The following is a 14187-nucleotide window of genomic DNA, read 5'->3' as shown; positions in this document are numbered from 1 at the left end:
GCCGATCCGCCCCCTTTCCCTTGGCCGTGTGGCGCGCCGGGCGATCAGCCCTGCATCACACCATCCACAAGGCGCGGAATACCGAGCGGGTTCGCCTGCTTCAGCACATCCGGCAGCAGCGCGTCGGGCAGATCCTGGAAGCTCACCGGGCGCAGGTAGCGCGCAATGGCGAGGCTGCCGACCGAGGTGCTGCGCACGTCGGACGTGGCGGGGAAGGGGCCGCCATGCACCATCGCATGCGAAACCTCGACGCCCGTGCCGAAGCCGTTGACCAGCAAGCGGCCGACCTTCGCCTGAAGATGCGGGATCAGCGTGGCGGCGGCGGGCTGATCGGCCTCCACGATGTGGATCGCGGCGGTCAGCTGGCCTTCCAGCGCATCGATCACGCCGGCAAGCTCGGTCATGTCCTTGCAGCGGACGACCAGCGAAGCCGCGCCGAAAATCTCGTCCTGCAACTCGTGATGCGCGAGGAAGGCTTCGGCCGAGGTCACGAACAGGCCGGCCTGGCCGCAATGCGCGCCGCCTTCCTGCCCGCGGGCCAGCGTCTCCACCTGATCGTGCGCGCCAAGCGCGGCCACGCCCGAACGATAGGCGTTGGCGATCCCCGGGGTCAGCATCGTCTGGGCGGGAAGGCCGCCCAGTGCTTCCGAAGCGGTGGCCAGGAAACGATCGAGCGCCTCACCCTCGATCGCCAGAACGAGGCCCGGATTGGTGCAGAACTGGCCAGCGCCGAGCGTGAGCGAGCCGACGAAGGCCTTGGCGGTCGCTTCCGCCTTTTCGGCAAGCGCGTGCGGGAAGAGGATGACCGGGTTGATCGAGCTCATCTCGGCATAAACGGGGATCGGCTCGGCTCGCTCCTGCGCGATCTTCAGCAAGGCGAGGCCGCCCCGGCGCGATCCCGTGAACCCCACAGCCTTGATGCGCGGATCGGCGACCAGAGCGGAGCCGATCGCATAGCCGCTGTCCATGATGAGCGAGAAGACGCCTTCGGGCAGGCCGCAGCTGGCGACCGCATCGCGCACGGCGCGGCCGACCAGTTCGGATGTGCCGGGATGTGCCGGATGCGCCTTGGCGACGACCGGGCAGCCAGCGGCGAGCGCGGAGGCGGTGTCACCGCCCGCCACCGAGAAGGCGAGCGGGAAATTGGACGCGCCGAACACCGCGACCGGGCCGACCGGCACATTCATCAGGCGCAGATCGGGGCGGGGGGCCGGCTGACGATCGGGCAGCGCCGGATCGATCCGCACGTCCAGATAGCGGCCCGCGCGCAGCACGTTCGCAAACAGGCGGAGCTGGCCGCAGGTGCGCCCGCGCTCACCTTCCAGCCGGCCGCGCGGCAGGCCGCTTTCCTGCATCACGCGCACGATCAGCTCGTCGCCCAGCGCCATGATCGCATCGGCGATCGCCTCCAGGAATTCGGCGCGCTTCGCCGGCGCCAGCGCCGAGAAGGGCTCGAAGGCTTCGGCGGCGAGCGCGCAGGCCCGCTCCAGATCGCCGGTCGTCGCGCCGCCATAGGCCGGCTGCAATGTCTCGCCGGTCGCCGGATCGATCCCGAACACGGAGCCGTTGCTCCCGGCAACCTCCTTCGCGCCAATGAACATGCTGCCTTGAATAGTCATACTGATCTCCGGAGGGGACGGATTAGAAACGGGGCTTTCCGGGCGACCAATCCGGCCGATATTTTCGCATCTGGCGGGCGTCGTCGCGGCTACGGATGTCGATATCCAGATAGAGGTTGTGAAGGCGCTCTACTTGGGCATGATTCAGCTCCACGCCAAGCCCCGGCGCGTCACTAATACTCATACAACCGCCAACGAAGGGAATTTTTCCGCCGACGATCACCTCATCCTCCTCCTCCACCCACGGATAATGGGTGTCGCAGGCATAGCTGAGGCGCGGCGTGGCGGCGGCGAGATGCGTCATCGCCATCAGGCTGATGCCCAGATGCGAGTTGGAATGCATGGAGAGGCCCAGTCCGAACACCTCGCACATCTGGGCCAGAAGCTGCGTGCGGCGCAGCCCACCCCAATAATGATGATCGGACAGCACGATCTGGACGCTGTTGAGGCTCAGGCTCTGGCGAAGCTCGTCGAAATCGGTGACGACCATGTTGGTCGCCAGCGGCAGGCCGGTGCGGCGATGGAGATCGGCCATGCCCTGAAGGCCGGGCACCGGATCCTCATAATATTCCAGCATCTCATATAGCTGATCCGCGCAGTGGACCGCCGTCTCCAGCGACCAGTTGCCATTCGGGTCGATCCGCAGCGGCAGCCCCGGGAAGGCGTCCGCCAGGGCCGCGATCGCGGCGCATTCCACCTCGGGCTCCAGCGCGCCGGCCTTCAGCTTGATGCTTTCGAAGCCGTGCAGGCCGATCATGCGCCGCGCCTGGGCGACGATGCCGGCCGGATCGATCGCCTCGCCCCAGGGATCGGGGGGATAGCAATCGTCAATATGTCTGACATATTTGAAGAAGAGATAGGCGCTGAACGGCACCTTGTCGCGCACCGCTCCGCCCAGCAGCTCCACCAGCGGCACGCCGATCGTGCGCGCCTGGCAATCGAGCAGCGCGACCTCGAATGCCGAAAAGGCGTTGGGGATCTGCTTGGAAGGGTGCGATCCCGGGGCAAGCTCCGCGCCGGCCTCGGGTGGCGGCAGGGTGGACAACACCTGGCGCACGCGCGCTTCCAGCCCGTTCAGATCGAAAATGGACAGCCCCACCAGAGGCTCGCGCAGCGCCAGGAGCGTGGCCAGCACGGGGGCGTCGCCATAGGTTTCCCCGAGGCCGACGATGCCGCCATCGCTTTCCACCTCGATGATCGAACGAAGCGCATAGGGCTCGTGGATGCCGCTCGCGTTGAGCAGGGGCGGATCGCGAAAGGCGATCGGCGTGACCCGGACATGTCTGATCTTCATTGTCTCTCTCCCACCGGACGGGCCGGCGCGCGGAGTTTAGGAGGGGCGCCCACGCCGAGACCAATGCGCTCCTAGGATCGATCGATACAATGGGGCGATCCCGTTCGCTCCGGCGGCTCAGCCCCCGATCGTCTCCATCCGCGTCAGGAAGCGCTGGATCGCCGGATTGTCGTTGTCGTGGCGCCAGGCGAGCATCAGTTCCACGGATTCGCGGGCTTCCTCCAGCGGATGGAAGCTGATGCCGTCCATGTGCAATGCGCGCGCGGCATCCGGCACGATCGCGGCGCCAAGACCTGCGCCGACGAGTGCGAGGATCGAGTGGATCTGGCTGAGATACTGGACATAGCGGGGCGCCACGCCGGCATTGGTCATCAGCCCCTGCACCAGATCGTGGAAATAGCGGGCACCATCGGGGGAATACATGACGACCGGCAGATCATCGAAATCGGCCAGCGTGCGCGGCGGCGGGCGGCCATCCACTCCGGTATCGAGGCAGGCGATCGAAAGGCCCTCCCGCATCACGAACTGCGAATCCAGCTCGGCGCGGCGGAGCGGCGGCCGCAGCAGGCCGATATCGATCTGCCCGGCCATCAGCGCATCGATCTGCTCGGTGCTCACCATCTCCTTCAGCCGGAGATCGACATTGGGGAGCGCCGCGCGCGCGTGGGATACGAGCTTGGGCACGAAACTGTAGCCGGATGCTGCCGTGAAGCCGAGCGTCAGCGCGCCAATCTCTCCGGTTGCGGCGCGGCGGGCGGTGAGCCGGGCATTGTCCGCCAGCCGCACGATACGGCGCGCGTCGTTCATGAAGGCGGCACCCGCCGCCGTCAGCTCCACCGAACGGCTGCTCCGCTTGAAAAGCTCCACGTCGAGAATGCGTTCCAGGATCTGGATCTGCCGGCTCAGCGGCGGCTGCGTCATGTTCATCCGCGACGCGGCCTTGCCGAAATGAAGCTCTTCGGCGACCGCCACGAAGCAGCGCAACTGCATCAGTTCGAACATCATCGACGATTGCGCCAATCCCGGGCGGAGAGCAAGCGACGCCGGGACAAGTGGCCCGGCGGGGCCGAAGCGGCGGCGATGCCCCTTCCGCGTGATCGGATCGGGGGCCGACCCCGGCTCAGCGAACCAGGCACGGCCGCTTGTTGTCGAACGTCCATCCCTCGACCAGATATTGCATGCCCGCACCATCGTCGCGCGCACCCAGGCCATGCGCCTGATAGAGGCGATAGGCTGCGTCCAGCGCGTCCATGTCGATCTCGATGCCGAGGCCGGGCTTTTCCGGCACCTCGACATGACCATCGCGGATCTGGAGGGGATCGCGCGTCAGGCGCTGCCCGTCCTGCCAGATCCAGTGCGTGTCGATCGCCGTCACGCGGCCCGGCACGGCGGCGGCGACATGGGTGAACATCGCCAGCGAAATGTCGAAATGATTGTTCGAGTGCGAGCCCCAGGTGAGGCCCCATTCGGAGCAGAGCTGGCCGACGCGGACGGAGCCCTGCATCGTCCAGAAATGCGGATCGGCCAGCGGAATGTCGATCGCGTCCAGCTTGATCGCGGCGCCCAGCTGGCGCCAGTCGGTCGCGATCATGTTGGTGGCCGTGGGCAGGCCGGTGGCGCGGCGGAATTCCGCCATCACCTCGCGCCCCGAATAGCCATTCTCGGCGCCGCAGGGATCCTCGGCATAAGCGAGCACATCCCCCTTGCCCTTGCAGACGGCGATCGCCTCCGCCAGCGACCAGGCGCCATTGGGATCCAGCGTCACGCGCGCCTCCGGAAAGCGGCGGGCGAGCGCGGTTGTGGCCTCCATCTCCTGATCGGAGGACAGCACGCCGCCCTTGAGCTTGAAATCGCGGAAGCCGTATCGCTCCTCGGCCGCCTCGGCGAGCGCCACCACCGCATCCGGCGTCAGCGCCTCCTGATCGCGCACCCGCTCCCATCCGTCGCGCGCGCCGGTGCCGTCGCGATAGGGAAGGTCGGTCTTCCGCCTGTCGCCGATATAGAAAAGATAGCCGAGCATCTCGACGCGATCGCGCTGTTGCCCGTCACCCAGAAGGGCGGCGACCGGCAGCCCCAGATGCTGACCCAGCAGGTCGAGCATCGCCGCCTCGATCGCGGTGACGACATGGATGGTGGTGCGCAGATCGAACGTCTGCAGGCCCCGTCCGGCGGCGTCCCGGCTCGCGAAGGCGGATCGGATGGCGTTGAGCACCCGGCCATGATCGCCGACGCGCGCGCCCTCGACGATGGCGCGCGCATCCTCCAGCGTGCGCCGGATCGGCTCGCCGCCCGGCACCTCGCCCAGGCCGACCCGGCCCGACGCATCGCGAACGACGACGACGTTGCGCGTGAAGAAGGGGGCATGCGCGCCGCTCAGGTTGAGCAGCATGCTGTCCTGCCCGGCAACGGGGACGACCCGCATCCCGACGATCGCGGGCAGGCCCGCGATATCGGACGGGGCAAGCTGGGGCGCGCTGCTCATCGGGTTTATGCCGCAGCCTTCTCGCGCACGCTGGCATTCGCCTTCTCGATCAGCGCGGCCAGTTCGTCCATTTCGGCCGAGGTCAGATCGGTCAGCGGCAGGCGCACCGGCCCCGCATCGCGGCCGACCACCTTCATGCCCGCCTTCACGATCGACACGGCATAGCCGGTGCCCCTGTTGCGCAGCGTGATGTAGGGGATCACGAAATCGCGCAGGCCCGCCATGATCGCGGCCGTATCGCGCGCGCGGACGGCGGCGTAGAAGCCCAGCGCCCATTCCGGCATGAAATTGAAGATGGCGGAGGAATAGGTGGTGACGCCCATTTCCAGATAGGCCGGGGCGAATGTCTCGGCGGTGGGAAGGCCGCCGACATAGGTCAGGCGATCGCCCATCTTGGCATAGACGCGCATCATCAATTCGATATCGCCCACCCCATCCTTGAAACCGACGAGATTGGGGTTCCTGTCGCACAGGCGGGCCAGCGTATCCTCATGGATCACGCCATTGTCGCGATTATAGACGATCACGCCCAGGCCAGTCGATTTGCAGACCGCGTCGATATGGGCCTCAAGCCCCTCCTGCTTGGCGTTGATGAGGTAGGGCGGGAGCAGCAGGATGCCGCCGGCACCGGCCTTTTCCACGCCGCGCGCCATCTCGGTCGCGATCGCGGTGCCATAGCCGCAGCCGGAAAGCAGCGGCATGCCCTTCACCTCCCTGGCGGCGGCGGCCACCACCGTCACCACCTCGGCGGGGGTGAGCGAGAAGAACTCGCCCGTGCCGCCGGCCGCGAACAGACCCTTCACCGGATAGCTGGCCATCCATGCGCAATGTTCGCGATAGGCTCCCTCGACGAACTTATGGTCGGCATCGAAATGAGTCACGGGAAACGACAGCAGGCCGGTGCCGATCGTCTTTGCCATTTCAACGGGTGACATCATTTTCTCGGTCCTCGAACAATAGGGCCTCGATGAAGGCCGGCTGATTACGATCAGGATTGGCCGCAGTGCCGATCCCGTTCCAACTCAATGTGAGACTTGCGCGATGCCATTCCGGTATCGCGGGATCATGCGGCGGCGGGCGCCGGGGCCGGCTGCGCGCCCCGCCCGCCGGGGGCGGGCTCCTCGATCCGGGCGATCTTCCCGGCGATGAACAGATAAGCGAAGGCGGCCAGCAGGGCGTTGCACGCGACGAAGACGAGGGCGAGCTTGAACGATCCCGTGCCCTTGAGGATGCCGCCGATGATGATCGGCGTCAGGATCGAGGAAAGATTGCCCACCATGTTGAAGAGGCCGCCGCTCAGGCCCGCCGTCTTGCGGGGGGCCACATCCGCGATCACCGCCCAGCCGAGCGCGCCGATGCCCTTGCCGAAGAAGGCGATGCTCATGAAGATCAGCACCAGCGCATTGCCGTCGACATAATTGCACGCCACGATCGCAAGGCTGACGAGCATGCCGCTCACCACCGGCACCTTGCGCGCGATCGTGAGCGAATGGCCGCGCCGCAGCAGCCAATCCGACCAGAAGCCGCCCAGAACGCCGCCGAGGAAACCGCAGATGGCGGGCGCGGAGGCGAACAGGCCAGCCTTCACGATCGTCATGCCACGCTCCTGGACCAGATAGACCGGGAACCAGGTGATGAAGAAATAGGTGAGCGTGTTGATCGCGAACTGGCCGATATACACCCCCCAGAGCGTGCGGTTGCTCAACAGCACCTTGAGGTTCGCCATCGTCTCGCCGGGAATGGCGGGCGGACGGGCGGCGGCGTTGCGATCCATATCCACCAGCGCGCCGCCGGCGGCGATGAAATCGATCTCCGCGTCCGAAACGCGGGGATGCGTGCGCGGGCTGTAGATCGTCACCGTCCAGGCGAGCGCCGCGACGAGGCCGAGCGCGCCCATGAAATAGAAAGTGTAGGGCCAGCCGAAGTGAAAGGTGATCCAGCCCATGATCGGCGCGAACAGCACGGTCGCGAAATATTGCGAGGCATTGAAGATGGCCGATGCGGTGCCGCGCTCGGAGGCCGGGAACCAGGCGGCGACCAGACGGGCGTTCCCCGGAAAGGATGGGCCTTCCGCGAAGCCGACGAGGAAGCGCAGCCCGAACAGGACGGCCACGGCGGCCGAAGCCCCGAATGCCAGCACCGTGCCCTGCGCCGCCGTGAAGATGGACCAGAGCGTGATCCCGGCCAGATAGACGGGCTTGGTGCCGAAGCGATCCAGCGCCCAGCCGCCCGGCAGCTGTGCGATCACATAGGCCCAGCCGAAGGCGGAGAAGACGATGCCCAGCTCCAGCGGATCGATCGCCAGATCCTTGGCCAGCAAGGGCGCCGTGATCGCGAGGATCGAGCGATCGGCATAATTGATGATCGACACGAGGAAGAGCATCGCGAGGATCGTGTAGCGAACCCTGCCGCCGCGTGCTGCGATACCTGCCATTCGGGGCCTATCCTCTCGATGCCGGCCGCTTCACAGCCGGCGGACTGACATTGTCTTGGCCGCTGCTGGCGGCTCTTTCAGTCTTGAATAGCAAAGCGGATCGGGGCGGCCATGTCCAAGCGGGCATCGATCGATCCATGATCCATATCGGCGCGGGCTCCGGCCTTGCCGGTCAATGCGCTGCGACGCGTGGGGGGATGATCGCCGGGGTCACGACAGCCGCTCGGCCGATTGCAGCAGGCCGCGAATATAGCCGTAGCAGAAGGCGAAACTGGCCAGCCGCGCGCCGTCGCCGTCGCCCGGAACCTCGGGCACATGATCGGGCATGATCATCCCGTCATAGCCCACCTCCCGATAGGTCTGGAGCGCGCGGACCATGTCGACGCTGCCCTCGTCCGGATAGACTTCCAGGAATTTGTCGCGATGCCCCCGGATGTTCCGGAAGTGCACGTTGAAGATCTTCCGGCGCGTGCCGAACCAGCGGATCACGTCATGGATCTGCGTGTTTGGATCGACGAGATTTTCCGAGATCGTGCCCTGGCAGAAATTCAGCCCGTGATAGGCACTTTCGCGGATGCCGACGAAGCGCTTGAGGCCGTCGATCGTGCCCAGCACGCGATCGATGCCCTGATAGCCCTGGGGCGGTACGCCCGGATCATGCGGGTGGCAGGCGATCCGCACCTTATATTCGTTGGCGACCGGCACGACGCGATCGAGGAAATAGGTGATCCGTTCCCAGAAGGCGTCTGCATTGACCGGGCCGGCTTTGGTCAGCGGCGTCTTGGGCGGGACCGTCGCATCCCAGGAGAGATAGCGCGTGTCGCCCCGCCCGGGCACGTCGCCCACGCGCAGCACGCCGAGCAGGCTCATATTGTATTTCACAGCCGGGATGCCCGCCCTGGCGCAATTGCGGATCAGCGTCTGGAATGCCTCGATGTCGCGATCGCGCTCGGGGCTGTCGGCCATCATGATCGCGGGGTGCTTCTCCCGATCGATGTGGCTGGACGGCAGCAGCACCGGCTCCACCATGTCGATGCTCAACTGGTGACGCTCTCCCATCGCCTTCAGCGCGTTGAGTTCGTCGACGGTGTAATAGAGGCGCCCTTCCGATACGGCGGGCTTCGCGCAGACATTGTGGATGCCATAGCGGGCGAAGAAGGCGAAATGCTCCTCGTTCGAAGGGCCGCTCTGGCAGCCGAGCTTCATCAGCAGCGGTTTCCTGCCAGCGCCCGGTCGGGGGGCGGATTTGGGGGACGCGCCGGATGCGGGGGGGAGCCCGAGGCTCGAAGCGGCCAGCGCCGCGCCGCCGAGCGCCATGAATGCCCGTCTTTCCATCCTGTCCCTCCTCTGCCCGGCTCTTTCGGTCGGCGATGATGATCGGCCATGCTAGGCATGGGCGGGGCAGGGCGGCCATTCTTTTCCCGCTATCGGACGATGCGGGCTTTGGATCGTGGAGAGAGAGGGTGCGGCCGCCGCCGAGCCCGGAAGGAGCGGATGGGTCGGCTCAGTGCGAGGCGGTTAGCCGCTCGACCATCGCGCGGACGGCGCGCAGTTGCGGCGCGCTCTGCGTGTGAAAGCGGGGAAAGCCTGTCAGGGCCGGGCCGGTATAGCCCCACCAGTCCCAGCAGCCCTGCGGATTGAACGGCGCGACCTCGCTCTTGTCGACCTGCGGATAGAGGATGATGATCCGGTTGGCCTCGGCCCAGCCATTGTAGCCGAGCATGTCGACCACATCCCGGCCGACATATTTCGCGCTCTGCCCGCAGCCGTGGAACACGACATGCACGGCGCAGCGCGCGCCGCCCCGGCGGCAGGCGGCGGGAATATAGACATAGCCCGTATCGGCCATCGCGCTGGAGGCGGGCAGATAGGGGCGCTGATCGAACGGCTTGGCCCTGGCGGTGGCCGGGCCGGCTTTCGGCTGGAGCGGCCCATAGATGTGCGAGAGGATCGCACCCGGCTGGTCATAGGCTTTCCCGCCCACCTCGCAGCGATCGATATAGGGGGCGCCGTTCACCGCGCAGTCGTTGCCGGTCGCCGGTGCGATGAAGGCGTGGCCCGCGCCGATCTCCCGCTCATAGGCCAGATTGGCGGCCGGCACCTTCAGATCGGCGTAGAAATCGCGCACCGCATCCATTGCGGGTGCCAGCACGATCGTGTCGGCCTTGCCGTGGAAGAGGTAGATCTTCTGGCGCGCGATCCCGTCGACCGGATCGATCGCGGCGGATGCGGCATACCAGGTGGCGAGATTATAGGCGGCGGCGCCTGAAGGCTTTCCCTGCATGCAGGCGAGGGCGACCGTGAGGCCGGCGAGCGCGCAGCCATAAGGTCCGCCGGCCACGATCCCCGCGCCGATCGTGCTGCGCGAATAGGCCACCGCATATTGGACGGCCATGAACCCGCCGGACGACAGGCCCGATACCGACGTGCGGGTGGCATCCGCGCCCAGCGCCGGCAGCTTCGCAGGCGTCGCCGGGGCGGGGGCCGCCAGGGCGGCAGCGGCGAGAGTCGCGAGAATATGGAATGCGCGCATGATCATCCCCCATCGATCATCGAGCCGTCTTCGCCCGCGATCATGCTATGAAACGGCCGATTCGGACAGAGGCTGGACCCAATCCCGCGCGAGATGGCGGCTCGCCAGCAGCATCAGCAGGCCCGCAACCACGTAAAAGCCCAGCGAGGCGACGATCGCCCACCGCAGCGCTTCCTCCCCCAGCCGTGGCGCCAGGGCATCCGAAAGCGTGCCGATCGCCAGCGCGCCGAAGCCCACGCCGATCAGATTGTTGATCGTGAGGAAGCAGGCGGAGGCCGTCGCGCGCATCGCGGGCGGCACCAGATGCTGGACGGCGGCGAGCACGGGGCCAAGCCACACATAAGCGAGGCCCTGCGGGATCAGCAGCAGCAGGAAGGCGGCCAGCGGCGAATGGCTGAGCACGCCCGCGGCATAGAGGGGCGCCGCCGCCAGGAAAGCGACAGCGGGCACGCGCGCATAGGCACCCTTTTCGCGCTCGCCCAGGCGATCGGCAATCCAGCCGCCCGCGAACATGCCGATCGTGCCGCCGATCAGCGCGAGGCCGGCGAAGAAGCGGCCGGTCGCCGGCAGATCCAGTTCGAACGAGCGGCGCAGCAGCGATGGCAGCCAGAAGGCGAGGCCATAGCCGAGCATCGAGCTGGAGGCGGCGCCGCAGGCGAGCAGCCAGAAGCTCGGCTTGGCAGCGAGGATCGCGAAGACATGGCCGATGCCCGGTTCGTCGGCGCGGGCGGCGGGACGGGGTGGATCCCTGACGATCAGCGCGAAGATGGGCGCCACGGCCATCCCCGCCAGACCCACCCACAGGAAGGCGGCGCGCCAGTTAACGAGAGCCGCCACATAGCCACCGAACAGCACGCCCAGCGCCGAACCGATCGGAATGCCGAGCGAATAGATGGCAAGCGCGCGCGCACGTCGATTGGCCGGATAGATTTCGCCGATCAGCGCGTAGGATGGCGCCACGCCGCCCGCCTCGCCCACGCCCACGCCCACGCGAAACAGCAGAAGCTGGGTGAAATTGCCGGCTACGCCGCACAGGGCCGTGAAGGCGCTCCACACGGCGAGCGATCCGGTGATGACCCAACTGCGGCGCGTCCGGTCCGCGAGCCACGCCAGCGGAATGCCCATCGTCGAATAGAGGATCGCGAAGGCCAGCCCGCCGAGCAGGCCGAGCTGTTTGTCCGAAAGCGCGAACTCCGCCTTGATCGGCGCGGCGAGGATGCTGACGATCTGGCGATCGAGAAAGTTGAAGCTGTAGACCAGCAGCAGCATGGCGAGCACCACGCCCGGCGCCCGCTTTTTCACGGGGGCGACGGGCAGTCCGCCCGCGCCGCCGCCCGCGCCCCGCATCAGAATTTCGCCGTGAAGGTGGCCAGCACCTGGCGCGGATTACCATAGAAAGCGGTTGCCACGCCCTCGCGGCCCAGCGTCGGCGTATAGCCGCCCGCCGCGTTCAGGATCGGCACGCCGGCCGCGTTGACGCTGATATATTGGTAGCCGGCGGTCTTGTATTTCTTGTTGGTCAGGTTCTTGCCGTGCAGGCCGATCGAATAGCGGCCCTGCGAGAAGGCATAGACGATATTGCCATCCAGAAGCGTGTAGCCCGGTTGATCGAGGAAGGGAGACGCCACCTCGAACTGGTGGGTCAGGCTGCGATAGGAAAGGGTGGTGGAAGCCGTGAGCGTGCCCGCCGATACGGGCAGCGTGCCGCCCAGCGTGCCGCTCAGCGTCCATTTCGGCGTGTTCTGGAAGACGCGGAAATTCGATACGTCCGCCGGTGGCACACCCGCGATGAAGCTGCGATATTTCGCGTCGATATAACCCGCCGTTCCCGCCAGCGTGACGGACGAGCCCGCGCCTGCGAAATCCCGCGCGAGGATGGCGTTGCCCTCGAACTCCAGGCCCTTGATGCGGGCCTTGGCGGCGTTGGTGGTGATGCCGCAGAAGGTCTGCACGCCGCCCACCGTACAGCCCGACGAGCCCGGCACCTGCACGTCCTTGTAATCGGCATAGAAGCCGTCGACCGCGAAGGTCAGCCGATGATCGAGCAGCGCGCCCTTCCAGCCGATTTCGTAGCTCTTCACCGTTTCCGGCTTGAACAGCAGGAAATTATAGATGTCCTGATAGGATCGGCCGACCGCGGGATTGCTGATCGGCGCGTTGGCTCCGGTGCCGCGCGGATCGAAGCCGCCGCCCTTGAAGCCCACCGAATAGGAGGCATAGATCATGTGATCCGGCGTGATCTTGTAGCTGAGCGAGGCGCGCGGCGTGAACTTCCTGAAGTTCGCCTTGCCCTGGAAATTGGTTGAGGGAACGCCAAGCAACGTGGGATTTCCGCCAAACTCGCTGGTGAAGCCGCCGAGATAATTGGCCTTGAAGATCTGGCTCTCGCGCTGATCCCAGGTGTAACGGCCACCCACGGCGAGGCTCAGCTGCGGGGTGAAATCATAGGTGAAGTCGCCATAGACCGAGTGGGTCTCGGTGCGCACGTCACCGCTGGTGTAGCCGTTCAGGCCGGGCAGGGCCGTGCCGCCTGTGGTGAACAGCAGCACGTCGAATCCGGTGCTCGCCTCGGCGCCCAGATAATAATAGCCTATCAGGCCGTTCAGCTTGTCGCTCTTGTAGAGTAGCTGGAATTCCTGGCTCGTCTGGTTGTTGCGATAGACGGCGGGCACGTCGACATCGACGGCCGGCAGCGCATCGAAATCGATCGGCGTATAGCTCTTGTCGCTGCGATAGGCGCTGATGCTGCGGAAGGTGACGTGATCGGTCAGCTCCGCCGTCGCCGACATGGAAAGACCGCCGCCCTTCACGCGATTGTCCGGATTGGTGAGGCCAGCGCGCGTGTCATAGACATCCGACAGGACCGGCGCGCCGGAGAGGAGGCCCGGGATCAGCCGGTGGCCGTTGCGCGGATTGGACTTGTCATCCGTATAGTCGCCGGTGATGCGGACGAAGAGCCGCTTGTCAGGGCTCTCGAACTCGACGGTGCCGCGCCCGGCCCACACGTCCTTGTTGTAATTGTCGATGCCAAGATAGGTGTTGCGGCCGAAGCCGTCATGCCGCAGCCGTGCACCCGTCACGCCGATCTTGAAAAGCTCTCCGAGTGGAGCGGAGACGCTGACCACGCCATCCGTCTCGTTATAGGAGCCATAGGTTCCGCGCAGGGTGAGCTGGAACTTGTCGGGCAGCCGCTTGGTCACATATTTCACCGCGCCGCCGATCGTGTTGCGCCCGTAGAGCGTGCCCTGCGGGCCGCGCAGCACCTCGATCCGCTCCACCTCGTAAATGTCGAGCACGGAGGCCTGGGGGCGGTTGAGATAGACATCGTCCAGATAGATGCCGATGCCCGCCTCGAAACCGGGCACCGGATCCTGCTGGCCCACGCCGCGGATGAAGGCGGCGAGAGTGGAATTGGTGCCGCGCGCCGCCTTGAAGGTGGTGTTGGGCGTCACGGTCTGGATATCGGTGAGGTCTAGCGCGCCGGTCTTGGCCAGCTTGTCGCCGCTGAAGGCGGAAACGGCGATCGGCACGCTCAGCAGCGTCTCGTCGCGGCGCCGGGCGCTCACCACGATTTCCTGCCCCGAATCGGCGAGGGGCGCGGCTTCGGGGGTGGAGGATGCCTCGCCCGCCGCCGTGGCGACCTGCGCGTGGCCCGGCGCGATCGCCGCCGTCAGGCTGACGCCGGCCACCAGAAGCGCACGAAATGATGATGCCGCCAAACGCATGTTCCTCTCCTGTCATCGAGCGCTTCAGCCTGTCGCTTGCGCTTCGTCTCGCTTTCTCATACTGAAACCTGAACCGGGTTTCAAATGCGAAAAATAGACC

10 protein-coding genes are annotated in these 14187 nt (G+C 66.3%); all 10 read right to left on the bottom strand.

Annotation, left to right across the window (positions count from 1 at the left end):
- Nucleotides 1-44: 44 nt before the first annotated feature.
- The 10 genes from DI605_RS09330 to DI605_RS09285 all read right to left on the bottom strand — a co-directional run bounded on the left by DI605_RS09330 (nucleotide 45) and on the right by DI605_RS09285 (nucleotide 14087).
- Nucleotides 45-1601 (bottom strand): aldehyde dehydrogenase (NADP(+)), encoded by a 1557-nt coding sequence (locus DI605_RS09330; protein ID WP_293972607.1) that lies wholly within the window; start codon nucleotides 1599-1601, stop codon nucleotides 45-47.
- A 40-nt stretch (nucleotides 1602-1641) separates the two neighbouring features.
- Complete coding sequence (locus DI605_RS09325) at nucleotides 1642-2913, bottom strand: glucarate dehydratase family protein (RefSeq protein ID WP_293972354.1); 1272 nt, start codon at nucleotides 2911-2913, stop codon at nucleotides 1642-1644.
- 117 nt (nucleotides 2914-3030) lie between these two features.
- Nucleotides 3031-3918, bottom strand: a complete 888-nt coding sequence (locus tag DI605_RS09320; protein ID WP_293972352.1) for a LysR substrate-binding domain-containing protein — start codon at nucleotides 3916-3918, stop codon at nucleotides 3031-3033.
- Between the two features lie 115 nt (nucleotides 3919-4033).
- Nucleotides 4034-5395 carry a glucarate dehydratase gene (gudD, locus tag DI605_RS09315; protein WP_293972349.1) on the bottom strand — a complete coding sequence of 454 codons (1362 nt, stop codon included), beginning with the start codon at nucleotides 5393-5395 and terminating at the stop codon, nucleotides 4034-4036.
- 5 nt (nucleotides 5396-5400) lie between these two features.
- Complete coding sequence (gene kdgD, locus DI605_RS09310; protein WP_367120035.1) at nucleotides 5401-6333, bottom strand: 5-dehydro-4-deoxyglucarate dehydratase; 933 nt, start codon at nucleotides 6331-6333, stop codon at nucleotides 5401-5403.
- 125 nt (nucleotides 6334-6458) lie between these two features.
- Nucleotides 6459-7829 carry an MFS transporter gene (locus tag DI605_RS09305; protein WP_293972346.1) on the bottom strand — a complete coding sequence of 457 codons (1371 nt, stop codon included), beginning with the start codon at nucleotides 7827-7829 and terminating at the stop codon, nucleotides 6459-6461.
- A 210-nt stretch (nucleotides 7830-8039) separates the two neighbouring features.
- Nucleotides 8040-9164: a mannonate dehydratase gene (locus DI605_RS09300; RefSeq protein WP_293972343.1), complete on the bottom strand. Its 1125-nt coding sequence runs from the start codon at nucleotides 9162-9164 to the stop codon at nucleotides 8040-8042.
- A gap of 169 nt (nucleotides 9165-9333) precedes the next feature.
- Nucleotides 9334-10362: a hypothetical protein gene (locus tag DI605_RS09295; RefSeq protein WP_293972340.1), complete on the bottom strand. Its 1029-nt coding sequence runs from the start codon at nucleotides 10360-10362 to the stop codon at nucleotides 9334-9336.
- A 45-nt stretch (nucleotides 10363-10407) separates the two neighbouring features.
- Nucleotides 10408-11631 (bottom strand): MFS transporter, encoded by a 1224-nt coding sequence (locus DI605_RS09290; RefSeq protein WP_293972601.1) that lies wholly within the window; start codon nucleotides 11629-11631, stop codon nucleotides 10408-10410.
- A gap of 77 nt (nucleotides 11632-11708) precedes the next feature.
- Entirely contained in the window at nucleotides 11709-14087 is a 2379-nt protein-coding gene (locus DI605_RS09285) for a TonB-dependent receptor (RefSeq protein ID WP_293972337.1), read from the bottom strand.
- Between the last annotated feature and the right edge of the window lie 100 nt (nucleotides 14088-14187).

The organism is Sphingomonas sp., assembly GCF_003248515.1.
In the GTDB taxonomy this organism is placed as follows: domain Bacteria; phylum Pseudomonadota; class Alphaproteobacteria; order Sphingomonadales; family Sphingomonadaceae; genus Sphingomonas_I.
Note: the sequence above shows the minus strand (reverse complement) of the source record. Positions and strands in the feature narration are given on the sequence as shown.

Bases quoted from the DNA above. Each gene is read 5' to 3' on its own strand.
- DI605_RS09285 (WP_293972337.1), bottom strand. From the start codon at position 14,087: ATGCGTTTGGCGGCATCATCATTTCGTGCGCTTCTGGTGGCCGGCGTC.
- DI605_RS09320 (WP_293972352.1), bottom strand. From the start codon at position 3,918: ATGATGTTCGAACTGATGCAGTTGCGCTGCTTCGTGGCGGTCGCCGAA.
- kdgD (WP_367120035.1), bottom strand. From the start codon at position 6,333: ATGATGTCACCCGTTGAAATGGCAAAGACGATCGGCACCGGCCTGCTG.
- DI605_RS09295 (WP_293972340.1), bottom strand. From the start codon at position 10,362: ATGCGCGCATTCCATATTCTCGCGACTCTCGCCGCTGCCGCCCTGGCG.
- DI605_RS09330 (WP_293972607.1), bottom strand. From the start codon at position 1,601: ATGTTCATTGGCGCGAAGGAGGTTGCCGGGAGCAACGGCTCCGTGTTC.
- DI605_RS09300 (WP_293972343.1), bottom strand. From the start codon at position 9,164: ATGGAAAGACGGGCATTCATGGCGCTCGGCGGCGCGGCGCTGGCCGCT.
- DI605_RS09290 (WP_293972601.1), bottom strand. From the start codon at position 11,631: ATGCTGCTGCTGGTCTACAGCTTCAACTTTCTCGATCGCCAGATCGTC.
- DI605_RS09325 (WP_293972354.1), bottom strand. From the start codon at position 2,913: ATGAAGATCAGACATGTCCGGGTCACGCCGATCGCCTTTCGCGATCCG.
- gudD (WP_293972349.1), bottom strand. From the start codon at position 5,395: ATGAGCAGCGCGCCCCAGCTTGCCCCGTCCGATATCGCGGGCCTGCCC.
- DI605_RS09305 (WP_293972346.1), bottom strand. From the start codon at position 7,829: ATGGCAGGTATCGCAGCACGCGGCGGCAGGGTTCGCTACACGATCCTC.